Below are 26,631 nucleotides of genomic sequence, written 5' to 3' on the forward strand. Positions count from 1 at the left end.
ACAGGAAATACGTTATCTTTGTCTATCTCAAAGATTCGTTATGTTTAGATTGCTTCTTATACTTATATCTTTTATTTATCCGTTTATGCTTTCTGCCCAGAGCTTGATGCATGTACGTTATTATTCGGCTAAAGATGGATTATCCCAGAATACTGTGACAGATTTTTTACAGGATGATAAAGGATACATCTGGATGTCTACCTGGAACGGATTAGAAAAGTTTGACGGTTATACATTTCAGAATTATAAATCTTATCCTACAGATGATCCCCGCCTGGAATACAATCGTATTCAACAGATTGCAGAGGCCAAAAAAGGGAATATATGGTGTGTTACTTATAATAATTTGCTTTATTTGTTTAATACTCAGACTGAAACTTTCCTGAATGTCTTTTCCGGATATTCACATCTTGCTGATTATGGCCGGGTAGCGCGATTATATAAGCAAGCGGATGGTTTACTTTGGTTCAGTAATCAAGCCGGAGATTTGTTCAGGCTTGATGAAGACAGATTGGGAGAAAAAGATGGAATTGTACACCTGCCTTGTCATTCCTGTACGGAGCACGGAAAGAGAATATATTCTGTGCATAAGGATAAGAATGGATATGAGTGGATATTAACCGACCGGGGAACTTTTGTTTATGGTCATCCGGAAATACGTACGAAGGTAGAATTGAGGTATATAAAGGAAGTGGATAAGAATACTTTTTTTATCACTCAGGAAGGGGAGCTATACGAATTTACACCACAGGCTGGTATTCAGAGTATTTCTAATCCTTTTTCCATGAAGGAAGTCAGTGGACTCGTGACTATAAAAACAGGCAGGCTGTTGATTCCGGATCAGGAAAAAATTATTGTTTATGATACCCGGAAAAAGAACTTTGAACAATTATACAAGCAGGCAACTTCCGAGTTTTTGCATATAACAGGAGCCTATCATTCTAAACAGGATTGGGTTTGGATGTTGGATGGACAAAGAGTGTTATGTTATTCATTTACTGATAGGAAAATGATCATTTTTCGGGAGAACTTGTCAAATGAGGATACATTTCGGCATATACATGAAGATGAATTCGGAGGAATCTGGTTGATGACCCGTGACGGGAGTTTTTATACTTATAATTCCGGGAGTAACCGATTGGAACCAGCTTACCGTTACACAACCGGGCAAAAGGAACCCTATCGGACGGAAGGCAGAGCTTTTTTAAGAGACTCTCATAAGAATCTGTGGGTAAGCCGTAGGTATGGCTTTGATAAGATTTATTTTACAAATCGTAATTATGATTATCTTGCTGCTACCGGAGGACAGGAAGTGCGAGGTGTATTTATCGATTCAAAAAAACGTCTGTGGATTGCTTCCAAAGAGAATCGGGTAGAGGTATATGATGAACAGGGTACTTATATAGGAAATATGGATTCCGGAGGTAGATTGCAGAAAGATAAGAATGTATCGTTCGGTAAAAAGGTTTATACATTCTTTGAGGATGCCGAACATCGTATCTGGTTAGGAACCCGTAATCATGGAATTGTAGTAGCGACAGAAAAAGAGGGAGCTTTTACTCTTCAGAATTTCCGGCATGATGCACGAAATCCTTATAGCCTCAGTAATGATGCAATTTATACGATTTGCCAGGATACTCGAAACCGTATATGGATCGGGACATTAGGAGGAGGAATTAATCTGTTCACCGGATTTTCGGATAATTCCCGTTTTATTCATCCGGGAAATCTGTTGAAAGGATATCCCGATGGACTGTGTCATAAAGTACGTAGTTTGCATTGTACACGGGAAGGCGTTATGCTTGCCGGTACAACAGAAGGTTTGCTGAGCTTTTCGGATGATTTTCAGAAACCGGAGGATATTGTATTTTACCACAATGACTGTACTGGCGGCCTAAGTAATAATGATATTATGGACGTGTTGGAAAGTCGGGATGGTAAGTTATATATCGCGGCCTATAGTGGAGGAATTTGTTTGGCAAATACGGATTCGTTGTTGAGTACGAGAATTCATTTCAGCTATCTTAATAAAAAGAATGGGCTTCCGTCCGATTTGCCACAAGCCATGCTGGAAGACAAAGATGGGAATATCTGGATATGTTTTGAGAACTATATTGGTAAATATTGTCCGGAGCGGGGAGAGTTTGAAACGTATGATAGTGCTAATCTGCATACGGATCTGCAGATAAGTGAGGCACATCCGGCTATTGACCGGCGTGGAGCGATGTATATCGGTACGAACCAAGGTGTTTTACGACTTCGATTATACGATTTGAAGAAGAGCCATTTTGTTCCCAGAATAGTCTATACCGGAGTAAATATTCAAAATAGCGACGGTACTGCCTATACTTCTATTCTTGTGGCAGATTCTCTGGTGTTGAGTAAGAAGGAGCGTAATGTGACGGTCACTTTTTCGGCACTGGATTATACAAATTCAGAGTCACTTCAGTATGCCTATCGTTTGAAGGGTATCAATGACCAGTGGGGGTACATCGGAGAAAATCATTCCATCGGTTTTGCAAACCTACCTGCCGGTGACTTTGTACTGGAAGTAAAGTCTACCAATGGCGATGGAGTATGGCATGATAATATCACTCCTCTTCATATACATATCCAGCCTCGTTTTACCGAGACAATCTGGGCGTGGATAGTTTATGTGTTTATTGTTATAATACTTATTTTGACAGTGTCCGGTATTATAATCTATATTACTAATCTGAAGCGAAAAGTAGATTTTGAAGAACAACTGACTGACTTGAAACTACGCTTTTTTACAGATATCTCGCATGAACTTCGTACTCCGTTAACATTGATTTCCGGCTCAGTTGAGGAAATTGTAGAACGGGGACAAATACAGGAAAGTGGAACGGAGAACATGCAGGTGGTCAGGAGGAATGTGAACCGTATGCTGAGGCTCGTTAATCAGATTCTGGATTTCAGAAAGATACAAGGACGAAAGATGAAACTAAGTATCGGGCAAGGAGATGTGATTGCTTTATGCAGGCAGGTCTGTGAGAATTTTATGCAGTTGTCTCACGAACGTTCTATTCATTTCAACCTGATTCATGAAATGCAGGAGATGCGTTGTTATACGGATATGGATAAGTTGGAAAAGATACTTTTTAATTTATTATCCAATGCTTTTAAGTATACAGCCAATGGCAAGTCTATTACTATGACAATCTGTATGCAGTCCGGTAGTTTCTCTATTTGTGTTCGCGATGAAGGTAAGGGGATGGATCTTCGGAAGATTGATAACTTGTTTGAACGTTTTGCTACTTTTGGTAAGGCCGATCCGAATCGATCCTCCGGTATAGGGCTTTCACTGGTGAAGGAATTTACAGATTTACTGCATGGTACCGTACAAGTTGAAAGTATACCTGAACAGGGAACAGCTTTTACTATAACTTTGCCTTGTACATATGAGGCCTATGCCAGTGACCCGGAGGCCGAGTTTATTCTGAATGATGAAATACAGTTTGACTATCAGCCGGAAGTACCTTCGTCTAATGGGGAAGAGAAGGAGAGAAGTATATTAATTATAGAGGATAATGATGAACTTCGTCGTTTTCTGACTACTATTTTGAGAGATCGTTACAGGGTGTTGGAGGCTGGCAATGGCAAACAAGGCTTGGAAATTATATGGAAAGAACTACCGGATTTGGTTGTCAGTGATGTGATGATGCCCGAAATGGATGGGATTGAGTTTTTAGAAGCAGTAAAAACAAACCGCGATACAAGTCATATTCCCGTGATTTTACTTTCTGCAAAAGCATCCGTTGACGATCGTGTAAAAGGGTTGGAGTATGGTGCGGACGATTACATCGCCAAGCCTTTCAATTCGGCTTATTTGAAGGCACGGATTGAATCATTGATAAAACAGCGCAGTTCTTTATCGGCTTATTATCTCCGGCAACCGTTGAAAAATTTAGGAAAAACAGCCAATAAGCAGCCTGATGTGCCACTCGAACAAATATTGGAAACAGTACCTGCTTTTAATAGTACATTCATCCGGGAAGTTATTCGGTTTGTTGATGAGAATTTGCAAAATCCCGATTTTAAAATTGATGATCTGGCAGAAACGATGAATATGAGCCGTGCTGTATTCTATAGGAAGATCAAAACCTTTACAGGAGCTTCTCCCATTGATTTGGTTAAAGAAATGCGTTTAAAGCGTGCTTTGGAGTTATTAGATACCAGTTCATACAGTTTATCAGAGGTTGCTTATCAAAGTGGATTCTCTTCACCTCAGTATTTTAGTCGTGTGTTCAAAGAACAGATGCAGTGTACCCCGAATGAATATAAGAGGCGGAAAGCCTTAATTTAGTTGAAAATTGAAAGTTGAAAATTGAAAATTAGCTGCGCTATCACGCTGCATAGTAATTTTCAATTTTCAACTAAATAAGTTTTCAACTTTCAATTTTCATCTCTTCTTCATCGTCGTTTTCATTTTCTTCTTCTTCAAATGGTTCCGGGCGTTGTGGCCCATAACCTACGAAAGCAAATGCGCAAAGTGTTCCCATTATCGCTCCACTCAGATGCCCTTCCCATGAAGTGTCGGCAGGTGTGAAGTAGGGAATCATTTGCCATACCAGCCCACCATATAGAAAAGTCACCAATAGTGAAATTGCAATTAAAGGTATATACTTTCTCAGTAATCCACTAAAGAAGAGAAAAAATGCCAGCCCATAAATAATACCACTTGCTCCGATGTGCCATCCGGGTTTTCCGATGAGGTATGTGATGGCCCCGCAACCCACCCAGATTATAAAGAATATATAGGGAGCGATGCCACGGTAAAAGTAAAATAAACACCAGGACAGAAAAAAAAGTGGAAGCGTGTTGGCTAAGAGATGAGGAAAGTTACTGTGTATCAATGGATGTGCGAAAATGCCAAACAATCCTCTCTTCTCCATAGGATATACTCCTAACCGTGTGAAGTCCCAGTCCATGCCAACCTCTAATATTTTTATAATGTAGAGGATAAAAATTAGGAACAAGGGGAGCATCATGGACAGAATGATTTTTCGTAAATCCTGTTTCATTTCTCTTCTTTTTCGTTAATTCTTCGCAATGCTACGAATATTTTAAGGAAAATGGAAAATAAAAACCGTTTTTATTTTTGTTTTTACCTATAATTCGTATTTTTGGAAATCATACTATTATATATGTTATGATAACAGAAATATAATTAACCTTTAAATAATGCACAACTATGAGTTATTTACATTTTGACAAGACTCTTATGGTCAATCTTGAGGAATCTTTACCGAGAGAGATTCTTCGGACAAACCGTTCGGGAGCTTATCATTGTACAACGATTGTGGATTGTAACACACGCAAATATCACGGTTTGTTGGTGATCCCTGTCCCCAACCTGGACGATGAGAACCATGTGCTGCTATCTTCTCTTGATGAAACGGTAATTCAACACGGCGCAGAGTTTAACTTGGGATTGCACAAATATCAGGGTAATAATTATAGTCCTAACGGACATAAATATATCCGCGAATTTGATTGTGAGCATATTCCGGCTACAACTTACCGTGTTGGGGGAGTCATCCTTCGAAAGGAGAAAATTTTTGTACATCATGAAAACAGGATCCTGATTCGTTATACTCTACTGGATGCCCATTCGGCAACCACTCTGCGTTTTCGCCCGTTTCTGGCTTTCAGAAGTGTGAGAGAGTATACACATGAAAATACACAAGCGAGCCGTGAGTATCAGTTGGTAGAGAATGGCATAAAAACCTGTATGTATCCGGGGTATCCGGAGTTGTTTATGCAATTGAATAAGAAGAATGAGTTTCATTTTGATCCGAATTGGTATCGAGGCATTGAATATCCAAAGGAACAGGAACGGGGCTATGATTTTAATGAAGATCTCTACGTGCCGGGTTATTTTGAAGTAGATATAAAGAAGGGCGAAAGTATCGTTTTCTCTGCTGGAATATCAGAAGTGTCTCCCCGTCGTTTGAAACAGATTTTCGAGGCAGAAGCCGAAGATCGTACACCTCGTGACAGTTTCTATCACTGCCTGAAAAACTCAGCGCATCAGTTTCATAATAAACAAGAAGATAACCATTATATTCTGGCCGGATATCCATGGTTTAAGTGTCGTGCAAGGGATATGTTTGTCTCATTGCCCGGTTTGACACTGGCTGTGGATGAAGTAGATGAATTTGAAGATGTAATGCAGACTGCTGAAAAAGCAATCCGTAATTATATAAATGATGAACCGATAGAATGCAAGATTTATGAAATGGATGATCCAGACATCTTGCTGTGGGCTGTATGGGCATTGCAACAGTATGCTAAGGAAACTTCGCGTGAGCAATGCCGTATGAAATACGGTTCTCTGTTGGAAGCTATCATGGAATTTATCCGTCAGCGGAAACATGATAATCTTTTCCTTCACGAAAACGGATTGCTTTATGCAAATGGTTCGGATAAAGCCATTACCTGGATGAACTCTACGGTAAATGGACACCCGGTGGTACCTCGTACGGGATATATTGTAGAAATAAATGCACTGTGGTATAATGCACTTCGCTTTGTTGCCGATCTGGTGCGCGAAGGAGGGAATGTGGTGCTGGCCGATTCACTGGATGGACAGGCTGCAATAACCGGTGCATCATTTGTGGAAGTATTCCGTAATGAATATGGTTATCTGCTTGATTATGTAGACGGAAATATGATGGACTGGAGTGTACGTCCCAATATGATATTTACTGTAGCCTTTGACTATTCTCCTCTTGATCGTATGCAGAAAAAGCAAGTGTTGGACATTGTGACGAAAGAATTACTTACCCCGAAAGGGCTTCGTACATTGAGCCCCAAGAGTGGTGGTTATAATCCGAACTATGTTGGTTCCCAACTTCAGCGTGATTATGCTTATCACCAGGGAACAGCCTGGCCATGGCTGATGGGATTTTATATGGAGGCCTATCTGCGGATTTATAAGATGAGCGGTATTTCGTTTGTAGAACGCCAGTTGATTGGTTTTGAAGCCGAAATGACCAGCCATTGTATTGGGTCATTGCCTGAGTTATTCGATGGTAACCCACCTTTTAAAGGTCGTGGAGCAGTATCGTTTGCGATGAACGTAGCCGAAATTCTGCGTATTTTGAAGTTATTGTCAAAGTATAATTTATAAGAGGAGGGACGAAGATGAAAGTTTTAATGTTTGGATGGGAGTTCCCCCCGCATATTTTGGGCGGTTTAGGAACTGCCAGTTATGGTCTGACGAAGGGGATGTCTTTACAAGAAGACATGGAAATAACCTTCTGTATCCCTAAGCCGTGGGGAGATGAAGATCAGAGCTTTTTGAAAATTATCGGTATGAACAGTACGCCGATAGTATGGAGAAATGTTGATTGGGATTATGTCAAAGGCCGTGTTGGTTCTTATATGGATCCACAACTCTACTTTGATTTGCGTGATCATATCTATGCTGATTTCAATTATTTGAATACCAATGATTTAGGATGTATTGAGTTTTCTGGCCGTTATCCGGATAATCTGCATGAGGAGATTAATAACTACTCCATAGTGGCTGGTGTAGTAGCCCGTCAACAGGAGTTTGATATAATCCATTCGCACGACTGGTTGACGTATCCGGCAGGTTTACATGCTAAGCAGGTGTCGGGCAAACCATTGGTGATCCATGTACATGCCACTGATTTTGACCGTAGCCGTGGAAATGTGAATCCGACAGTATATGCCATTGAGAAAAATGGTATGGATCATGCCGATCATATTATGTGTGTGAGTGAGTTGACTCGTCAGACAGTCATTCATAAGTATTTCCAGGATCCGAAGAAGGTATCTACCGTACACAATGCAGTTTCGCCTTTATCGCAGGAGATACAGGATATTGTTCCGAAAAAGAATCCCAAAGAGAAGGTCGTTACTTTCCTGGGACGTATCACTATGCAGAAAGGTCCGGAGTATTTTGTGGAAGCTGCTGCCATGGTGTTACAGCGTACTAAAAATGTGCGTTTTGTGATGGCTGGTAGTGGTGATATGATGAATCAGATGATTCGTTTGGCTGCCGAGCGTGGTATTGCCGACCGTTTCCACTTCCCTGGATTTATGAAGGGAAAGCAGGTTTATGAAGTATTGAAAGCCAGTGATGTATATATCATGCCTTCTGTCTCTGAACCTTTTGGAATTTCACCATTGGAAGCTATGCAGTGTAGTGTGCCAACTATCATTTCCAAACAGTCCGGTTGTGCCGAGATACTGGAAAATTGTATCAAGACAGATTACTGGGATATTCATGCCATGGCAGATGCGGTTTATTCCATTTGTACTTATCCTGCATTGTATGAATATCTGCGTGATGAGGGCAAAAAAGAAGTAGATCAAATCAAATGGGAAAATGTCGGATATAAGGTTCGTGGCATTTACGAAGAGGTAATTAAGAATTATAAATAATAAAATAATATAGATATGAGAACAATCTGTCTTTATTTTGAGATACATCAAATTATTCATCTGAAACGTTATCGTTTCTTCGATATAGGTGCCGATCATTACTATTATGATGATTATGCCAATGAGAATGGTATGAATGAAGTTGCCGAACGCTCTTATATTCCGGCTCTGAGTACATTGATTGAGATGGCGAAGAATTCCAATGGAGCATTTAAGGTGGCATTGTCTATCTCGGGGGTTGCGCTTGAGCAGCTTGAAATTCATGCGCCAGCTGTAGTTGATTTATTGCATCAGCTCAATGATACTGGTTGTTGCGAGTTTTTGGCAGAGCCTTATTCACACGGTTTGTCATCGTTGGCCAATGAGGATTGCTTTAAAGAAGAGGTGATGCGTATGAGCGGAAAAATCAAACAAATGTTTGGTAAGGCACCGAAAGTATTTCGTAACTCCAGTTTGATATACTCTGATGAAATTGGCGCACAGGTGGCTGCAATGGGATTTAAAGGCATGCTGACGGAAGGAGCTAAATATATTTTGGGTTGGAAGAGTCCCCATTACGTATATCATTGTAATCAAGCTCCCAGCCTGAAGTTATTGTTGAGAGATTATAAGTTGTCAGATGATATTAGTTTGCGCTTTTCCAACTCTGACTGGAGCGAATATCCGTTGTTTGCCGATAAGTATATTAGTTGGATTGATACTTTACCGCAGGAAGAACAGGTAATTAATATTTTCATGGAGTTGAGCGCTTTAGGTATGGCTCAGCCGCTTTCTTCTAATGTATTGGAATTCCTTAAAGCGCTTCCGGCTTGTGCAAAAGAGAAAGGGATCACATTTTCTACTCCAACGGAAATTGTTACTAAACTGAAATCTGTTTCTCAATTGGATGTCCCGTATCCTATCTCATGGGTGGATGAGGAAAGAGATACGAGTAGCTGGCTGGGTAACGTCATGCAGCGTGAAGCTTTTAATAAGTTATATAGTGTAGCCGAGCGTGTACACATGTGCGATGATCGTCGTATAAAACAGGACTGGGATTATTTGCAAGCAAGTAATAACTTCCGTTTCATGACTACAAAGAATACGGGTATTTATTTGAATCGTGGTATATATGATTCTCCGTATGATGCATTCACTAACTATATGAATATTTTGGGCGACTTTATTAAGAGAGTAAATTCATTGTACCCGGAAGATATTGACGACGAGGAGTTGAATTCTTTGCTCACTACCATTCATAATCAAGGTGAGGAAATTGCAGAACTGCATAAAGAATTGGATAAGTTGCACGCAAAAGCTGAAAAAGCCAAAGCACCTAAAGTGGCAGCTAAGTCCAAAGTGGCCGAAGAAAAGGTGGTGAAGGCTACTCCTAAAAAGACAGCAGTAAAGAAAGTAGCTGCAAAGAAGAAAGAATAATCATTTAGAATTGGAATATTTTCTTATTTGCCTCTCAAAGTTGTAAACAGCTCTGAGAGGCAATTTTTTTATAGAGCTTTGTGGAGGGAAGAATATGTTTTTAGTAGTTGTGAACTCTTGAACTGCATAAAAATAAAGGTTTATCCGACAAATGTGTAGTTGTCGAAAAAGTAATTATACCATTTGTTCAAGAAGGTAGGTAAGGTAGAATATGAATGGCTTGTTTTTATGTAATTGACTGATTTATAGTAAGTATAAACTTTCTGTTTAAACTTGGTCAAGAGTGTACCTTCTTGCAAAGTAAATCTGAAACGTTAAAAATAGCATTAACAATATTAACGAGTTATGTATTTGGCAGATGAACCAAAATACAAAATAAAAAAGGTGTCTCGGAATTTATCCGGACACCTTTTACATTAATGGTATGTTATCTCTGTTATTTTTTATCTTTATCGTCGAAGGAAGTATAAATAACTTCCATTGATAAGCGATCTCCTTCTGATCCACCTTTCAGCTTGGTGTATCCAGGTTGTAAATCATTGAGTACACTGATAATGCTACCCAACGCGGTACTGGTATTTTGATCTCTTGTGATAGTTACCGGAACGAGAGCTACTTTATTCCATTGTGTAGCTTTCTCCCATGCTTCGATAGAGGTAACAGGTGTTCCTGTATCAACGTCCAAAATACCCTCTATCTTCCCGTCGTTTGCAAGTGCTATGACTGCTGCATCTCTTTCTGCACGACATGTATTAATCAATCTTGCTATATTGGGGAAAACATATTGATTCGTATTAATGGCATTATGTTGAGCAATATAGGTTGTAATGTCATCATTGACTTTATTCTTTTTAAAGAAATCATCCTTTTCTTTTTCACGCACCAATAAAACATAACTGGGAGCACCCATGCTGAACTTATTCTTATCATTGGTTTGATTGTAATTAGTAAAAGTTAATCTAACTACATTTAGTGTATCATTACGCAATGAATCCAGAATACCCTTTTGGCTATCGTTATTGTTGTTTAGTAACGGTAATGTAGCCTGGGTGTAAATACCCGCTGGAGTTTTAAGATATGTACAACCCGTCTCTTTTACTTTCTCCTTGATCTTATCTTTATCACTTCTGAAAGAATTGGCTTGAATGATTTCTTTGGTTGCAGCAAATGTTCGGTAACTATAATAGGTGGAGTCTTCTTCACTATTGTACTTCTTCAAATTTAAACCACTATCTTCATCTTTTGCATAGCAATGGTATATGACATGCATTTCTATCTGGTCAATATAAAGAATAGTACCGTCTCCATAATCGTTTTTAACATAGATACCTTTGAACAGGTCTCTGAATATATTTGCGAAATTTTTGCCTCCTTTTTCTGCTTCTCTGCTTGCTTTATAAATTTCTTGTCCTAATTCATAAGGTAAAGTAACGGTTACAGAAGGAATATATCCACTTAGATTTCTAATAGAATCTTTTACAGATCTATCTACAGCTGTATACGCCTTTCGTCCCAATAAAAAATTAGCATCATTTTTAGGATAAAAATCTTCCGGGTTAATGTCGGTATAGTATGCAGCCTCTTTGTCTGCAGCTAAGTTCTTGTCTAATCTATAAACGCTCAAGCGGGAAGCTGTCAGCGAATCACCAAAATAAGTCCTGTAAGCTAACGTTAATTCCGTACGATAAGTTTTGTCTTCGACCATGATTGCATCCGGATCATCCGGGTTTTCCGGGTTGTATACTGCCGGGAAACTAAAGTTGTCAGTACAATGTAGCTGTGTTAGAAATCCGGCTTCGTAATAACCAAATTCCTGATCTGTAAATTTCCCTAAATAACCAGTACTTGTTTTAGCGAAAACCTGTTCGGCAAGCTTAGACTCGGTTGCTACTTCAAATGTTGCCAGTTTTCCGTTAATAGTCTGGTCACCACCCGGAAACATTCCTAATCCCAATGTACCGGTATTATCGTCACATCCCCAAAAGGTGAGAGATAATAGGGCTACCCATAGATATTTTACTTTCATGATCGTCGTATCTTGATTCTAATTTTATTTTTGTTCAGCTTCCCACACCTTGTCGTAAAACTCGTTGCAAGCACTTGCGTAAACGTCCGGAGTCTGATAATCGAGTACCAATTTTCCGGATTGACGGGCATAATCCATGATGTCTTCGTTGATATGTTCACTGTTTTGTATCACTCCGTCGGAATAATCAACTGCGAGTTTACACAATGCAGCGTAGTCTGCAGGTTCTTTTAGTGTAGCTACATCTTTCTTATTAATGCCCTTCAACATGAGTTTGGTTGCAAAGTCATTGCTAAGAGTGTTTTTGAAATCATCCTCGTATACAGAGAATATTACTTTGGCATCCCGGAAGGACGGTTCGTCTTTATATGCTTTCTTGATATACAATGGAGCCAATGCAGTCATCCAACCATGACAATGAATAACATCTGGAGTCCAGCGTAGTTTTTTTACAGTTTCCAATACGCCTCTGGCATAAAAGATGGCTCGACTGTCGTTATCATCGTATTCTACTCCATTCTCATCAGCCGTTTGCATTCTATTCTGGAAATAATCATCATTATCAATGAAGTACACCTGCATACGTGCCGATTGTATGGAAGCAACTTTAATAATCAATGGATGGTCGGTATCATCAATGATCAGATTCATACCGGAAAGACGTATCACTTCATGCAGTTGATTTCTACGTTCGTTGATATTTCCCCATTTGGGCATAAATGTTCTGATCTCTCTGCCTTTTTCCTGAATAGCCTGAGGCAGGTTTCTACCTATATTAGCCATTTCAGATTCTGAAACGTAAGGAGTAATCTCTTGTGTAATAAATAAAACCTTATTCGCCTTTGTCATAATAACAATCCTTCTCGTAAATATTCTGCAAAGATATAAAAAAAAAAGGGCATTAAAGCAAGCTATTGCGCGGTATAATTCCTTATGAATTGTTAAGTTGTTGATTATCAGTCGTTGTTTGCCGCTTGCCCGTTCCGGTTGCTTCTCTTCCTTTTGCATTAATTTGCGATATTTCTTCTTTATATGGTAAATAATGGTTTATTTTGCACAGTTTTTTAAACAAGATAGAATAATAAACCAATTAAAATGAAAATAATACATACGATCAAGGACTTACAGACTGAATTGTCGGAACTGAAAGCCCAAGGGAAAAAAGTGGGTCTGGTACCTACTATGGGTGCTTTGCATGCAGGGCACGCATCACTTGTGAAGCGTAGTGTAAATGAGAATGATGTAACGGTAGTGAGTGTTTTTGTAAACCCAACTCAGTTTAATGATAAGAATGATTTAGTGAAATATCCACGTACACTGGATGCTGATTGTAAATTATTAGAATCTTGTGGAGTAACTTTCGTATTTGCTCCTTCGGTAGAAGAAATATATCCGGAACCGGATACACGCCGGTTTAGTTATGCGCCATTGGATACAGTGATGGAAGGGGCTTTTCGTCCGGGACACTTCAATGGTGTGTGTCAGATTGTGAGTAAGCTGTTTGATATTGTGAAGCCGCATTGTGCTTATTTTGGTGAAAAGGATTTTCAGCAATTGGCTATCATTCGTGAAATGGTACGTCAAATGAAGTTCGATCTTGAAATAGTAGGTTGCCCCATCGTTCGTGAAGAAGATGGGCTGGCATTAAGTAGCCGTAATGCCCGTTTATCGGCAGAGGAACGTGAAAATGCTTTAAATATTTCTCGGACTTTATTTAAAAGTCGTACCTTTGCAACCACTCATTCGGTGAGTGAGACGCAAAAGATGGTGGAAGATGCTATTGCTGCTGCACCGGGACTTCGCCTGGAGTATTTTGAAATAGTAGATGGAAACACTTTGCAAAAAGTTGGAGATTGGAATGATACTTCGTATGTAGTAGGTTGTATAACTGTTTTTTGCGGAGAAGTGAGGCTGATCGATAATATTAAATACAAAGAAGTTTAAACCTAAAAAAAAGACCAAATCCCTATGATGATTGAAGTGCTAAAGTCGAAGATTCATTGTGCACGTGTCACAGAAGCAAATCTGAATTACATGGGTAGCATTACGATTGATGAAGACTTGTTGGATGCGGCTAACATGATTGCTGGTGAGAAGGTGTATATCGCTGACAATAATAACGGTGAGCGTTTTGAAACCTACATTATCAAAGGTGAACGTGGTTCGGGTAAAATTTGCCTGAACGGTGCTGCAGCGCGGAAAGTGCAACCGGATGATATTGTGATTATCATGTCGTATGCATTAATGGATTTTGAAGAAGCTAAATCGTTTAAACCAACAGTGATTTTTCCGGATCCGGTAACGAATAGTGTAGTGAAATAAAAGAGAGTATAACTCTTGATATATATAAAGAAACGCCGCTTGCTATTGTGTAAGCGGCGTTTCTTTGTTCTTATTCGATCTGATTTTATTTTTTCAGTTGTTCATTCATAGCTGCTGCTGCTTTGCGCCCATCACCCATGGCGAGGATTACTGTAGCACCACCACGTACGATATCACCACCGGCATAGATCGTAGGGATAGACGATTGCATATTATCATTTACAGTAATTGTACCTCTGCGACCTACTTCCAGCCCTTTGATAGAACTGGGTACAATCGGATTAGGTGATACCCCAACACTGACAATAGCTAAGTCGATATCAATTGTTTCTGTTGCACCGGGAATGGCTATCGGACTACGGCGACCAGAGGCATCCGGTTCTCCGAGTTCCATTTTTTGTAGGATTACCTGTTTTACGCGTCCCTGTTCGTCGGCTATATATTCAATCGGATTGTGCAGGGTAAGGAATTCTACTCCTTCTTCTTTGGCATGCTTAACTTCTTCCAGACGGGCAGGCATTTCTTCTTCTGAACGGCGATAGATAATCATGGCGCGTTCAGCACCGAGGCGCTTTGCTGTACGAACAGAATCCATAGCAGTGTTGCCACCACCAATGACAGCCACATTTTTACCAAAAGCAACCGGGGTGTCAGAATCAGGACTGGCAGCGTCCATTAGATTAACACGAGTCAGGTATTCATTGGATGACATAATGTTGATCGAGTTCTCTCCGGGGATATTCATGAAGTTTGGTAATCCTGCACCGGAAGCCACGAAGATACCTTTGAAGCCTTCTTCTTCCAATTGTTCTACACTGATCGTTTTACCAACAATACAGTCTTTGATAAATGTCACCCCCATTTGGGATAGATTATCAATTTCAACATCCACAATTTTATTAGGCAGACGAAATTCGGGGATACCATATTTCAATACGCCTCCTATCTCGTGCAATGCTTCAAATACAGTAACGTCGTATCCGTACTTTGCCATATCACCTGCAAAAGAAAGGCCCGCAGGGCCGGAACCGATTACAGCTACTTTGACGCCATTCTTTTCTGCTATTTCAGGGACAGAGATTTGTCCGCTTTCCCGTTCGTAGTCAGCAGCAAAACGTTCGAGGTGGCCGATGGCAACTGCTTCTTTACCCATTTTCAGATGAATACATTTTGATTCACACTGTTTCTCCTGAGGACACACACGACCACATACAGCAGGCAATGCACTGGTTTCTTTCAGCGTTTTGGCTGCTTCCAGGAATTCACCACGTTCAATGTTTTTAATGAAACGGGGAATATCGATTCCAACCGGACAGCCACCCATGCAGCCTGGATTAGCACAATCCAAACAGCGTTTGGCTTCCATGACAGCTTGTTCTTTGGTCAGTCCCTGATTTACTTCCTCTTTACGACTGTGCGAACGATATTCGGCATCAAGCTCGTTCATTTTGCAACGTTCAATGTTAGAGCGTTCTTTGGCTTTTATACTTTTGCGTAGTTCTTCACGCCAAACAGCGTTACGGCTGTTTTCATCTACTGTTTTGGTAGCTTCACAATGTGTTTCAAGTTTGTGCATCTCTTCTCGTTCTACGCTTTTGAAAGCGCCCATGCGTTTTAGCATTTCGTCGAAGTCTACCTGGTGTCCATCAAATTCCGGACCATCTACGCATACGAATTTAGTCTTTCCGCCGATGGTGATACGGCAGGCACCACACATACCGGTACCATCTACCATAATGGTATTTAATGATACATCTGTCGGGATTTCATATTTTTTGGTCAGCAGACAAACGAATTTCATCATAATGGCAGGACCGATAGCGAAACATTTGTTTACTTTTTCGCGCTTGATTACTTCCTCTACACCCTCTGTCACGAGTCCTTTGCGTCCGTAAGAACCGTCATCTGTCATAATGATAACTTCATCTGAGCTTTCGCGCATCTCCTTTTCAAGGATAATGAGTTCTTTGCTACGTCCTGCAAGGACAGTAATCACACGGTTCCCAGCTGCTTTTAAAGCCTGTACGATAGGAAGCATAGGAGCGACACCTACACCACCACCGGCACAAACTACAGTTCCGAAGTTCTCGATGTGTGTAGCTTGTCCCAGCGGACCTACAACATCGGTAATGTAATCACCTTCTTTCAGTTCGCAAAGGCGGGTAGAAGAGAGACCTACTTCCTGTACAACCAGCGTGATGGTACCTTTCTTTACGTCAGCGCCTGCGATGGTTAACGGCATACGTTCTCCTTTTTCGCCTACACGAACAATGACAAAATGTCCTGCTTTACGTGATTTTGCTATCAGAGGAGCTTCTATCTCCAGTTTAAACACTTTCTCAGAAAAATGTTCTTTGCTAATGATTTTGTTCATTATCTAATTAATTTGTTGGAATTACTACGTAACTGCTATCAGAATGATATTTTGGCAAAGATACAGCTTATTTGGGAAATAATAAAAGAAAAGCCGCCTTTTTGGGGCAGCTTCCTTTTTATCTATACTAATTCTTTTTAATCGATCATTTCAAATCCGCAGTATGGAACCAATGCTTTTGGTATTTTGATTCCTTCCGGTGTCTGGTTGTTTTCGAGCAATGCAGCGACGATACGAGGTAATGCCAGAGCCGAACCATTCAAGGTGTGGCAAAGCTCTGTTTTCTTTTCTCCACTGCGATAACGACATTTCAAACGATTTGCCTGGTAAGTATCGAAGTTGGAAACGGAGCTAACCTCCAACCAGCGCTTTTGTGCTTCTGAATATACTTCGAAGTCAAAGCAAAGAGCGGCTGTGAAACTCATGTCACCACCACAAAGGCGGAGAATACGATAAGGAAGTTCTAATTTCTGTAACAGACCTTCTACGTGATTCAGCATTTCCTGATGCGATTGTCTGGAATGTTCCGGCTTGTCGATGCGTACCAGTTCTACTTTAGAAAATTCATGTAAACGATTCAGCCCGCGAACATCTTTACCGTAAGAACCGGCTTCACGACGGAAGCATTGTGTATAAGCACAGTTCATAATAGGGAGCTGTTTCTCATCCAAAATGACATCACGATAAATGTTGGTTACCGGCACTTCTGCTGTTGGTATAAGATAAAGATCGTCTACTTCGCAATGATACATCTGACCTTCTTTATCCGGAAGCTGTCCTGTTCCATATCCGGAAGCTGCATTTACTACTGTCGGAGGCATGATTTCCATATAGCCAGACTTACGTGCTTCGTCCAGGAAGAAATTGATGAGAGCACGTTGCAGTTGTGCACCTTTACCTTTATAAACAGGGAAGCCAGCTCCGGTGATTTTTACACCGAGATCGAAATCGATGAGGTCATATTTTTTTGCCAGTTCCCAATGAGGAAGAGCATCTTTGGGAAGCTCAGTCTCCATACCGCCTATTTTTTCCACTACATTATCTTCGGCTCCTACACCTTCGGGAACTTCATCATAGGGCACATTTGGAATCGTATACAACAGATTCTGAAGTTCTGTTGCAGCATCTGTCATAGCAGTATCTAATGCTTTATTGCCTTCTTTCAGTTCGGCAACACGGATACGGGCAGTCTCTGCTTCTTCTTTTTTTCCTTCTTTCATTAACTGACCGATAGTTCTCGACAATGAGTTAACTTCTGCCAGATTCTTATCTAATTCATTCTGTGTATTACGTCTCTTGTCGTTCACTTCAATCACCTTGGCAATAGTTGCAGTGGCATCTTTAAAGTGCTTCTTTTCCAAACCGCGAATTACCGCGTCGGTATTTTCTGTAATTTGTTTAATAGTAAGCATATCGATACTTTTTTATGAACATTTATCTTTGAGTGCACAAAGATAATGCAAACCGAGAGCAAAATAAAATGAACTCGTTCATTTTTTATGCCAAGGTGCAGCTTATTTTTGCTTTTCTGCAAAGATTAATAAAAATACAGAGATGCTATCCCTTTGAGTGCATAAAAAAGAAAGGAGATACAATTACCTGAATTGCATCTCCTTCTTTATTTCTTAATTGTAAACTTTATGCTTCTGTCTTTTCGGCAGGGATGATAGATACATATCTTCTATCTTCTCTGGTTACTTTGAAGCTAACAGTTCCGTCTACTAAAGCGAAAAGAGTGTGGTCCTTACCCATACCGATGTTTTCACCCGGGTGGAATTCAGTACCTCTTTGACGAATGATGATATTACCTGCTTTGCAAGCTTCGCCACCAAATATCTTAACGCCTAATCTTTTGCTGTGTGATTCGCGGCCGTTCTTAGAACTACCGACACCTTTTTTATGTGCCATTTCTTCTTACTTTTAAATTGATTAAGCTACTACTTCTGTGATTGTTAACTCTGTGAACTGTTGGCGATGACCATTCAGTTTTCTGTGACCTTTTCTTCTTTTCTTGTGGAAAACAAGTACTTTATCACCTTTTACCAAATTTGAAACAACCTGGCAAACAACTTTTGCACCTTCTACAGTAGGAACACCTACAGTAATGTTTCCGTCTTTGTCTACCAAAAGAACCTTGTCGAATTCTACTGTTGCACCGTTTTCTGCATTTTGGATGTGGTGTACAAACAGTTTTTTGCCAGCTTCTGCTTTGAACTGCTGACCGTTAATTTCTACAATTGCGTACATCTTATATTAAATGTATAAGTTAGCTCCGTCGGGTGGTCTTTAATCACTTAAGGAACACTTTGTCGAACCCGGTGCGGAATAATCGGGCACAAAAGTACAGAAATAATTCTTATCGGGCAAATTTTTCTTTCTTTAATTTCTATGCAATCTCTATTAGCTCACCGTCTATTACTGTCAATGAGAAAACTTTATGTTAATTACAGTACAAGTATAGCTAATAAGATGATGGTAAACACACAACGCATGTTTCAGGTCATGAAGCTATCTGTCATGTATTCCGGAGGAGAAAAAGTGTTTTCGGCAAATCTGTTAGTTCACGGAGATTACTGATTATTTTCACATGTGGATATTGAGCCAGCTCTTCAGACCGGGTTACTCCACTTGTTATCCCTGTGAAACTGACGCCTGCTGCCTGGGCTGTTTCAGCGTCAACGGTACTGTCTCCTATGTACATTGTTTTTTCCGGTGTGACATTCAGCTTTTTCATGGCAAACAATAATCCTTCGGGGTTAGGTTTGGGATGACTTACGTCTTCGCCTCCGACAATGATATTGAACCATTCTTCAGGGAGCTGCTTTCTCATAAAGTCTTGAATGCGGAAACGATATTTGGTGGAAATAATTCCGAGGCGATTCCCTTCTTCTTTTAGTTTGAGTAGGGTAGGAAGGGTGTCGTCAAAGAGATGAGTATTGATATTCATATATTGGTCTGACTCTTTGGAATACTCTTTTCTAAGCGCAGCCAATTGTTCGGTATCCATAATTCCGGTGAGTATGCTAAATGACTCTTCAAGAGTTTTACCAATCGTACGTTTGATAGCATCATCCGTAACGTTTGTATAGTTATGTCGCTGAAGTACATTTCTGAAGCAAAGAATAATGCCGCAGGATGAATCTGCCAATGTATAATCAAAGTCGAATAAGTAGGTAGTGTAGCTCATTTGTCCCATTTTGGGGTAAAGGTAGAAAGATTAGTTTAAAAGTGTACACTCGGTAAGGTGAAAGTGTACACTTTCTATTGATTATCAGGTTTCTATTTAACTGGATCTACAGTATATCCCTGTTGCTTTAACAGGTTCAATATTCCATTTTCTCCCGGTAAGTGTAAAGCACCGACGGCAATAAATGTCGGAGCTTCTTTCATAATGGCAGGTAATTGTTTCGCCCATTTTTTATTACGGTCATCAATCAGCGTTGCTTTTTCTTGTGGAGTCATTTCACATTGTGGACCTCCTAACGATTCATCTGCAATTTTACTCATTGCGTCTAAATCCTGTGTCATATAGGTGGCAGTTAGTCTTTGGGTTTGATCAATGGTTGGTTCCACATTATTCAACATGCAGAGTAATTGTTCGGCTTGACGTTTCAGGGATGTTTGGTTATATAGCAAATTCATTTGGAATTCAATAGTTTCAAGTCCGTTTGTTTTTTTCCCTTTTTCGGTGGCTTGTGTCTGAAAGTAAGTGTCCAGTTGTTCCTGTGGATTATAGCCACCTACGTGCTTCATATAGAGAATCACTACCAGATTATTACTGAGAAAGGCTGGTTTAACTTTAGGCATCATGGCTATGTCAAACATCAGATTCTCTTTTGCAAATTTATTGATTTGTTCGTATTCTTCCTCTGTAAATAGTGATTTGAAAGTAGTATCTGTTTCGGTGGTCATATACTTCTTCATCATTTCGGCTACCTTGGTGGGACTTTGCATTTCACTCATTTTCAATTCACCATATACTTGTTTTGTATTATCAAGTGCTGCCTGCAATCCCTGGATACTATCTTTTATGCTGAGTGCAGCAAGGTGATGTGTTCCCATAACATAGGAGGGTTGCGTTAGTCCGTTACCAGATATTTTCCACAATAATTGTGCGTTCGCACTGAATGCGAAACATAAAATGAAAAGGCTTCCTAAAATCTTCTTCATATTTATTATTTTTGATTAGCGAACTCTGCCACCGGATATCCAGTGTTTTGTATAATACGGTTCATTCAGATGACTGATGATAACCCCTTGGCTGGTACTGGCATGAATGAACTTGCCATTCTTTAGATAAATACCTACGTGCGCTACCCGTTTTCCAGAACGGCTACTGGTGAAGAATACTAAATCACCTTCACGTAGATTACGTTTGGTTATCTTGTTACTTTCTTTCTTTTGAGTATCTGTACTACGAGGTAATTTTGTGTGATACACTTTTTTATATAGCTGGCATGTCAATCCGGAGCAATCAGTTCCTCGTTTATTGTCTCCACCGGCACGATAGGGAGTACCTATCCATTCGGAGGCTTCAAGGTAAAGTTTGTGATTATCTTCCAGATTGATGTCCATTCCCAGACGAACGGAAGCTCTGGCGAGTGCCTTATAGTCCAGTCGTGGAGCAACCGAACGGCAGGAACTAAGACTTAATATCAATCCTAACACTGCACATGTATATATAAAGTGTTTCTTCATCTGCTTTTATTCTTCTGTTCGGGTAGTTGTTTCTTCCGTTTCAGGATTGGCTACTTCTTTCTCTTGAATAAAATCGTCTACATTAACATTGAAGTAATCTTCCAGTTCTTTTTCTGCTGAATTGTTTTCGTTTTGAATATCACGAATGATAACTCCATGCTCAAGTAGTGCAATACGTGGACACACATCCACCGTATGATTCAGATTGTGACTGGAAATGATGACTGTGGCATTATGCTCTTCGTTGTATTTCTTCAGCAAATGTTTAATAACAGATTGTGAACTCGGATCAAGGAAGTTGAATGGTTCGTCCAGTATCAGCAGCTGCGGGTAGTGTAACATTGCTGAAATAATACCGATCTTTTGTTTATTTCCGGCAGAGAAGTTACGAATAAACTTCTTTTGTCCTACTACTTCGCCGTTCATAAAACGTTCAAACTGTGTCAGGCGTTCGTCTACTTCTTCTTTCTTTAGACCGTACATTTTACCAATGAAGTAGAAATACTCTTCTGGGGTAAGATAATCTATCAAAAAGCCATCATCAATAAAAGCACCCGTGAATTTTTTCCATTCTTCACTTTTACTTACGTCTATATCGTTAATAGTAACATTACCTGCATCTGTTTTGAGCAAATCCAGTATTAACCGGAATAGAGTTGTTTTTCCAGCTCCGTTATTTCCCACCAGACCAAGCATTTCACCTTGGTTGATGATATAATTCTCAATATCTACGGCTTTCTTTTCACCGAAATTCTTTTGCAGTTTATTTATGGTAATCATGCCTTTTAGTGATTAGTTTTTAGTGATAAGTAATAAGTTTCTGGTGTTTAGTGATTAGTGATAAGTGATTAGTACCATGCGGTATGATAGTGCAGTCTGCTAATCATTTATCGCTAAAACGCTAATCACTATTTTTATTCTCTACTGTCTCTGAATCCTTCCATGTTTTTGTAGCGGCGTTTCATGAATCGGTTGTACACATTTTTTAGCCAAATGCGTGAAGTGAGTACAAATCCTAATCCGATGACAAGCAATACCCATGAAGTAGCTGTTTCTCCCAGACCTATTTTCAACAATGCATAGAGTAACAGGGGTATACCGAAAGTGGCAGCGCTAATTAAACTTTGCAGTCCTGTACCCGCATTCTGGCGGCCGGTGATTTTGGCATTCAATGGCATTGTTTTGACATTGTAAACAGCCATCTGGAACAGGCAGAAATAGATGAAACCTATTGTGAATACTGCCCATGAGATAGAAGTCAGTACACTGATTTTACCCATTACCATTGCTGGTATAGTCAGAATAAGTGGGATAAGGATTCCGATACTATACAACATATATTTTGCACGAAGCAGGGTATAGATAGACTCTTTGCGACTCATAAGTCCGTCAATATAATTGCCTTCATAACTCATTATTTGCAGAAGAAAGAGGATACCGAAGATTGCAAAGTTGTAAACGGTAATGAAGTTCTTCATACCAGTTCCGTCATATACCTCCGTAAAGCTGAGTAATAAACTGAAAGCAATTACGACCAGAATTACCATGCGGAGTGAGTTTTTACAAGCCTTATTGCGTAATAACATTTTCAATTCTAAGCGCATATATTCACCTACCTCTCCGTATTTTTCGAAAAACTTATATTCCGAAGCATTTATTTTTGTGTCTTCCACTTTATTGAGTTCAGCGTATATCAATCCTGCCATTAGTTTTCGGTTGATAAACCACATCGCGGCAATGGCTGCCAGAGTGGCGATGAAAACTAACCAGTTACCCTCAATATAGCCTTCACCCCAATTGATAAAGAATTTGGCAACTATACTTTTGTCTTCAGGAATAAGGATTGCAGCCGCAATACCACCATATACTAACAGGGGAAGCATAATCCACCAGATACGTTCACTAATTAGTGTACGACATAGCAGAAACCAATAATTGTTGAAAATCATTAGTAACCAAATACCTGTGCAATAAGTAAAGACTCCCCAAATTCCGAAGAATTTCGGAATTGTAATGATGGCAAACGGCACAAACATAAAGAGCCAGATGAGGTTATAACTGCTCAGCCCTGAACGGATGAGCAGGAAGTCTATTACTCTATTTCGCTGTACCGGCATCAGGAGGTAAGGTTTTACCTCCTGTGTCGGTGTTTTTTGCAGCGGAAAGCGCAATATGAAGTCAAGTGCAAGGATAAATACCAGACCACTGTTTAGTATATGGTAAGGTTCCATGCTATTCGTGTCGAAAGCGAAAGCAAACGTTGTTCCGAAAAACATAAGATATCCTGCCCAGAAAACCGCCATGGCATACATGGCGTATTTCCCAAACCGGTTTTTATCATACATCGGATGGCGTTTGGCAGCCAGCTTACCGTGTTTGCGCAATTCGTTAAAAAGCATCATTTCTTCTCTGGGCTAACCATGGTGACTTCTACTTCATTTTTCTGCTTCAACAGTTCGTCGGCAAACTTCTGAATATCTTTTGTTGTGATACTGTTAACCATGTTCTCATAGTCTTTCATCATATCTACTCCAGTGAAGAGATATTCGTCGATATTTCCCAACCAATAGCTGTTCTCTTTCAAATCTTCTTTATGCTTTTTCAGCATATACTCTTTTACTTTATTGAGGTTAGCTTCCGACGGTCCGTTTTTAGCTAGATTTGCAGCTTCGGCGAAAATGATCTCCATCAATTTGTCTTTCTTTTCGGGCGCTGTCTCGAAAATAATTTGCAAGAAAGCATTTTCTTTGGGATATTTGGCAAGGTTACCACCTACATATACACCGTAAGTACCACCTTCGTCTTCACGAACTTTCTCTGTATATATCAGATCAAGAATCTGACTGGTCATACTCATAAGCAGGTTATTCTTCTGATCATATTTACATTTGCCATTATACAGTACAAGGACAGAAGCTTTGGGAGTTTCCTGTTGTCTGATGAATTCATTTTTGTAAGTTCCCTTACGCATTTCCATTTTGGTATCTTTGAACGTCTCTTTGCGGTTAATAGCAGGAAGAGCTCCTAAATACTCGGCGATCAGTTCTTTATCTTTTTCGATGTCTATATTACCAACAAGGATAAAAGTGAAATCACTTGCATCTTTATAGCGGTCTTTGTACATCTCCATGAGTTTGTCGTAATCAATTTGATCTATCATGTCAGCTTTCATACGGATAGCTCTCGGATGGTGGTTATATACAGTAGCCTGGATAGAATCACCGAATGCAACAGACGGATTTAATTCCTGGTTCTGCAAGGACGCTTTGCTGCGATTCTTGTAAGACGCAAATGCATCGTCGTCTCTGCGTGGAGCAGTGAATGTCAGATAAGTAAGCTGCAACATCGTTTCAAGGTCTTTCGGAGAACAGCTACCATTTACACCTTCTGTTTTGTCACCAATGCTGTAACTTACCGATGCCTTCTTACCTGCCAATACTTTTTCAAGGTCTACAGCACTGAAATTACCTAAACCACCGGCACTGATAGCGTCCAATGATTTGATATTAATAATCTCAGAGTCGGGGAATAATGAACTACCACCCAGACTGACACCTTTCATACGTATTTCGTCAGCTTTAAAGTCTGTCTTTTTTAAGATAACTTTTACACCATTGGATAAAGTAAGTTCAGTAGTACCGAAAAGAGGATTTTCCTTTTCAGAAACAATCTTACCACCCTGAGGTTTTTCGGCCATTAATGGTTCATCGGATACTTTGTCAACATAAGCCGTTAATTTCTCTGTTTTAGCGTCGTTAAGCATTTTGAGAACGGCATCTTTTGTCGGTAATTTGAGTCCTTCTTTTTCGGGACCGAAAATAGCTACTACCTGGTTACTGTCTGTAACCAAAGCTTGCATCATTTGGTTCAATGCTGCTACAGGAATGTTCGGAGCTATCTGGTTGATGATAGCATATTCATTTTCAATACCTGGAATCGGTTCTTTGTCGAGGAAGTTACGAACATATTCGTTCACATATGTTTCGTTTTTACGTTTATCACGTTCGTTGTATGCAGATTCCAATTGGCGCAGGTATTCTGCGCGGGCACGGCCATACTCTGTCTCTGTGAAACCAAATTGGCGTGCACGTTCCATTTCGCGTAACAAATTAGCAATTCCGTCTTCTACCGATCCTTCTTTACAGACAACTACACCAGTGAAAGCGCTTTTGGTTTTGGCAACAAAGAATTCACCTTCAAAAGTTCCGGCATAAATAAAAGGAGGGTTAGCAGTTTGCGTAAGTTCGTTCAAACGGGCGTTCAACATGCTGCTGATGAGATTGGTGGCATAGTTTTGTACCATGTATCCCATGTTGTTCTTCTGATCATCCGGGGTTGCATCGTGTTTGTTGAAGATAAGTGCCTGGATATGGGGCTGTTCTTTATCCTGCTCGATGATTATAATAGGTTCTTTGTTATCATTTACCGGATAGTAAACACGTTCGGCTGCTTCAGGTTGTGCAGGAACATCGGCAAACATTGTTTTGATTTTAGCTTCAATTGTATCTACATCGATATCACCAACTACAACGATACCTTGCAAGTCGGGGCGATACCATTTTTCGTAGTAATCTCTTAAAGTCTGATACTTGAAGTTCATAACTACGTCCATTGTACCAATTGGGAAACAAGTTGCATATTTAGTTCCGGCAAACATTTGTGGAAGCATTTTTTCCTGCATACGCTGCATGGCACTCATACGCGTACGCCACTCTTCATTGATTACGCCACGTTCCTTGTCAATTTCTTTTGGATCCAGGGTTAAATCATTAGACCAGTCATGTAGAATCAATAGACAGGAATCAATGGCGCCCGGAACAGTAACCGGGACATTTGAAATATTATAAACCGTTTCGTCTACAGAAGTGTAAGCATTTAGATTTTCACCAAACTTCACACCGATACGTTCCAGATATTGTTTCAATGCATCACCGGGAAAGTGAGTGGTTCCATTGAAGCACATGTGTTCAAGGAAGTGCGCCAAACCGCGTTGATTTTCTTCTTCCTGGATAGAACCGACTTTCTGAGCGATATAGAAATCGGCACGATTTTCCGGAAGTACATTTTTACGGATGTAATACGTAAGTCCGTTATCGAGTTGGCCGATGCGTACGTTCGGGTCGACAGGGATAGGAGGCAATTGAGCAAATGCCTGCTGAAAGCTGCAGCATATAATAACTGCTGCAACAAATAAACCACGAAATAAATGTTTCATATCTAATGAGTTTTAATAAATGTTTTGTACTATTTGTCGGAGGAGGGAAAGATAAATCACAAAAAGTAGTGAATTAGTGATTAATGATAAGTGATAAGTGATTAGCTGGCTTGCGCTATCACTCTGCAAAGTACTTATCAC

General features: G+C 40.0%; 19 protein-coding genes. 6 read left to right on the top strand and 13 right to left on the bottom strand.

Features of this window, described 5'->3' with window-relative positions:
• Window positions 1–40: 40 nt before the first annotated feature.
• Window positions 41–4,327: a two-component regulator propeller domain-containing protein gene (locus ACESQI_RS13805; protein WP_373126358.1), complete on the top strand. Its 4,287-nt coding sequence runs from the start codon at window positions 41–43 to the stop codon at window positions 4,325–4,327.
• Window positions 4,328–4,409: 82 nt separating this feature from the next.
• Here the strand turns inward: ACESQI_RS13805 and ACESQI_RS13810 are convergent, their stop codons facing one another.
• Window positions 4,410–5,045 carry a rhomboid family intramembrane serine protease gene (locus ACESQI_RS13810; RefSeq protein WP_256142417.1) on the bottom strand — a complete coding sequence of 212 codons (636 nt, stop codon included), beginning with the start codon at window positions 5,043–5,045 and terminating at the stop codon, window positions 4,410–4,412.
• 170 nt (window positions 5,046–5,215) lie between these two features.
• On the opposite strand from ACESQI_RS13810, the gene ACESQI_RS13815 reads away from it, so the two are divergent.
• From ACESQI_RS13815 to ACESQI_RS13825, 3 genes are read left to right on the top strand one after another with little or no spacing between them, the layout of a single operon-like run.
• Window positions 5,216–7,156 carry a glycogen debranching enzyme N-terminal domain-containing protein gene (locus tag ACESQI_RS13815; protein ID WP_007484308.1) on the top strand — a complete coding sequence of 647 codons (1,941 nt, stop codon included), beginning with the start codon at window positions 5,216–5,218 and terminating at the stop codon, window positions 7,154–7,156.
• Between the two features lie 14 nt (window positions 7,157–7,170).
• A complete protein-coding gene (locus ACESQI_RS13820) occupies window positions 7,171–8,439 on the top strand; it encodes a glycosyltransferase (RefSeq protein WP_002559515.1) in 1,269 nt (422 codons plus the stop codon).
• 15 nt (window positions 8,440–8,454) lie between these two features.
• Window positions 8,455–9,855 (top strand): glycoside hydrolase family 57 protein, encoded by a 1,401-nt coding sequence (locus tag ACESQI_RS13825; protein ID WP_373126360.1) that lies wholly within the window; start codon window positions 8,455–8,457, stop codon window positions 9,853–9,855.
• A 436-nt stretch (window positions 9,856–10,291) separates the two neighbouring features.
• On the opposite strand, the gene ACESQI_RS13830 is transcribed toward ACESQI_RS13825, so the two are convergent.
• A complete protein-coding gene (locus ACESQI_RS13830) occupies window positions 10,292–11,881 on the bottom strand; it encodes a DUF4270 domain-containing protein (RefSeq protein WP_234130773.1) in 1,590 nt (529 codons plus the stop codon).
• 24 nt (window positions 11,882–11,905) lie between these two features.
• Window positions 11,906–12,730, bottom strand: a complete 825-nt coding sequence (locus tag ACESQI_RS13835; RefSeq protein WP_025866483.1) for a glycogen/starch synthase — start codon at window positions 12,728–12,730, stop codon at window positions 11,906–11,908.
• Window positions 12,731–12,976: 246 nt separating this feature from the next.
• Between ACESQI_RS13835 and panC the strand changes: the two genes are divergently transcribed.
• Window positions 12,977–13,825, top strand: a complete 849-nt coding sequence (gene panC, locus ACESQI_RS13840) for a pantoate--beta-alanine ligase (protein ID WP_002559519.1) — start codon at window positions 12,977–12,979, stop codon at window positions 13,823–13,825.
• 24 nt (window positions 13,826–13,849) lie between these two features.
• Window positions 13,850–14,203, top strand: a complete 354-nt coding sequence (gene panD / locus ACESQI_RS13845; protein ID WP_002559520.1) for an aspartate 1-decarboxylase — start codon at window positions 13,850–13,852, stop codon at window positions 14,201–14,203.
• 85 nt (window positions 14,204–14,288) lie between these two features.
• Here the strand turns inward: panD and ACESQI_RS13850 are convergent, their stop codons facing one another.
• The 10 genes from ACESQI_RS13850 to ACESQI_RS13895 form a co-directional block, all read right to left on the bottom strand.
• Window positions 14,289–16,577: a bifunctional dihydroorotate dehydrogenase B NAD binding subunit/NADPH-dependent glutamate synthase gene (locus tag ACESQI_RS13850; protein WP_002559521.1), complete on the bottom strand. Its 2,289-nt coding sequence runs from the start codon at window positions 16,575–16,577 to the stop codon at window positions 14,289–14,291.
• Window positions 16,578–16,714: 137 nt separating this feature from the next.
• Window positions 16,715–17,989 (bottom strand): serine--tRNA ligase, encoded by a 1,275-nt coding sequence (serS, locus tag ACESQI_RS13855; protein ID WP_002559522.1) that lies wholly within the window; start codon window positions 17,987–17,989, stop codon window positions 16,715–16,717.
• Window positions 17,990–18,215: 226 nt separating this feature from the next.
• Entirely contained in the window at window positions 18,216–18,485 is a 270-nt protein-coding gene (gene rpmA / locus ACESQI_RS13860) for a 50S ribosomal protein L27 (RefSeq protein ID WP_002559523.1), read from the bottom strand.
• 21 nt (window positions 18,486–18,506) lie between these two features.
• Window positions 18,507–18,824, bottom strand: a complete 318-nt coding sequence (rplU, locus tag ACESQI_RS13865) for a 50S ribosomal protein L21 (RefSeq protein WP_002559524.1) — start codon at window positions 18,822–18,824, stop codon at window positions 18,507–18,509.
• A 268-nt stretch (window positions 18,825–19,092) separates the two neighbouring features.
• Window positions 19,093–19,764, bottom strand: a complete 672-nt coding sequence (locus ACESQI_RS13870; protein WP_025866482.1) for an HAD-IA family hydrolase — start codon at window positions 19,762–19,764, stop codon at window positions 19,093–19,095.
• A gap of 92 nt (window positions 19,765–19,856) precedes the next feature.
• Window positions 19,857–20,747, bottom strand: a complete 891-nt coding sequence (locus ACESQI_RS13875) for a TraB/GumN family protein (RefSeq protein ID WP_195348473.1) — start codon at window positions 20,745–20,747, stop codon at window positions 19,857–19,859.
• A gap of 15 nt (window positions 20,748–20,762) precedes the next feature.
• Window positions 20,763–21,275, bottom strand: a complete 513-nt coding sequence (locus ACESQI_RS13880) for a C40 family peptidase (RefSeq protein WP_007484321.1) — start codon at window positions 21,273–21,275, stop codon at window positions 20,763–20,765.
• 6 nt (window positions 21,276–21,281) lie between these two features.
• Window positions 21,282–22,055, bottom strand: coding sequence for an ABC transporter ATP-binding protein (locus ACESQI_RS13885; RefSeq protein WP_002559529.1), 774 nt, complete (start codon window positions 22,053–22,055; stop codon window positions 21,282–21,284).
• Window positions 22,056–22,189: 134 nt separating this feature from the next.
• Window positions 22,190–23,677, bottom strand: coding sequence for a DUF5687 family protein (locus ACESQI_RS13890; RefSeq protein ID WP_002559530.1), 1,488 nt, complete (start codon window positions 23,675–23,677; stop codon window positions 22,190–22,192).
• Window positions 23,674–26,490 (bottom strand): M16 family metallopeptidase, encoded by a 2,817-nt coding sequence (locus ACESQI_RS13895; RefSeq protein WP_373126361.1) that lies wholly within the window; start codon window positions 26,488–26,490, stop codon window positions 23,674–23,676. The genes ACESQI_RS13890 and ACESQI_RS13895 overlap by 4 nt, the downstream gene beginning before the upstream one ends.
• Window positions 26,491–26,631: the final 141 nt, after the last annotated feature.

The sequence above is a fragment of the Bacteroides sp. HPS0048 genome (assembly GCF_964240755.1).
GTDB lineage: Bacteria > Bacteroidota > Bacteroidia > Bacteroidales > Bacteroidaceae > Bacteroides > Bacteroides nordii.

What these genes read in the sequence shown, in the direction of transcription:
- ACESQI_RS13805 (WP_373126358.1), top strand. Translation starts at nt 41, where the DNA reads ATGTTTAGATTGCTTCTTATACTTATATCTTTTATTTATCCGTTTATG.
- ACESQI_RS13810 (WP_256142417.1), bottom strand. Translation starts at nt 5,045, where the DNA reads ATGAAACAGGATTTACGAAAAATCATTCTGTCCATGATGCTCCCCTTG.
- ACESQI_RS13815 (WP_007484308.1), top strand. Translation starts at nt 5,216, where the DNA reads ATGAGTTATTTACATTTTGACAAGACTCTTATGGTCAATCTTGAGGAA.
- ACESQI_RS13820 (WP_002559515.1), top strand. Translation starts at nt 7,171, where the DNA reads ATGAAAGTTTTAATGTTTGGATGGGAGTTCCCCCCGCATATTTTGGGC.
- ACESQI_RS13825 (WP_373126360.1), top strand. Translation starts at nt 8,455, where the DNA reads ATGAGAACAATCTGTCTTTATTTTGAGATACATCAAATTATTCATCTG.
- ACESQI_RS13830 (WP_234130773.1), bottom strand. Translation starts at nt 11,881, where the DNA reads ATGAAAGTAAAATATCTATGGGTAGCCCTATTATCTCTCACCTTTTGG.
- ACESQI_RS13835 (WP_025866483.1), bottom strand. Translation starts at nt 12,730, where the DNA reads ATGACAAAGGCGAATAAGGTTTTATTTATTACACAAGAGATTACTCCT.
- panC (WP_002559519.1), top strand. Translation starts at nt 12,977, where the DNA reads ATGAAAATAATACATACGATCAAGGACTTACAGACTGAATTGTCGGAA.
- panD (WP_002559520.1), top strand. Translation starts at nt 13,850, where the DNA reads ATGATGATTGAAGTGCTAAAGTCGAAGATTCATTGTGCACGTGTCACA.
- ACESQI_RS13850 (WP_002559521.1), bottom strand. Translation starts at nt 16,577, where the DNA reads ATGAACAAAATCATTAGCAAAGAACATTTTTCTGAGAAAGTGTTTAAA.
- serS (WP_002559522.1), bottom strand. Translation starts at nt 17,989, where the DNA reads ATGCTTACTATTAAACAAATTACAGAAAATACCGACGCGGTAATTCGC.
- rpmA (WP_002559523.1), bottom strand. Translation starts at nt 18,485, where the DNA reads ATGGCACATAAAAAAGGTGTCGGTAGTTCTAAGAACGGCCGCGAATCA.
- rplU (WP_002559524.1), bottom strand. Translation starts at nt 18,824, where the DNA reads ATGTACGCAATTGTAGAAATTAACGGTCAGCAGTTCAAAGCAGAAGCT.
- ACESQI_RS13870 (WP_025866482.1), bottom strand. Translation starts at nt 19,764, where the DNA reads ATGAGCTACACTACCTACTTATTCGACTTTGATTATACATTGGCAGAT.
- ACESQI_RS13875 (WP_195348473.1), bottom strand. Translation starts at nt 20,747, where the DNA reads ATGAAGAAGATTTTAGGAAGCCTTTTCATTTTATGTTTCGCATTCAGT.
- ACESQI_RS13880 (WP_007484321.1), bottom strand. Translation starts at nt 21,275, where the DNA reads ATGAAGAAACACTTTATATATACATGTGCAGTGTTAGGATTGATATTA.
- ACESQI_RS13885 (WP_002559529.1), bottom strand. Translation starts at nt 22,055, where the DNA reads ATGATTACCATAAATAAACTGCAAAAGAATTTCGGTGAAAAGAAAGCC.
- ACESQI_RS13890 (WP_002559530.1), bottom strand. Translation starts at nt 23,677, where the DNA reads ATGATGCTTTTTAACGAATTGCGCAAACACGGTAAGCTGGCTGCCAAA.
- ACESQI_RS13895 (WP_373126361.1), bottom strand. Translation starts at nt 26,490, where the DNA reads ATGAAACATTTATTTCGTGGTTTATTTGTTGCAGCAGTTATTATATGC.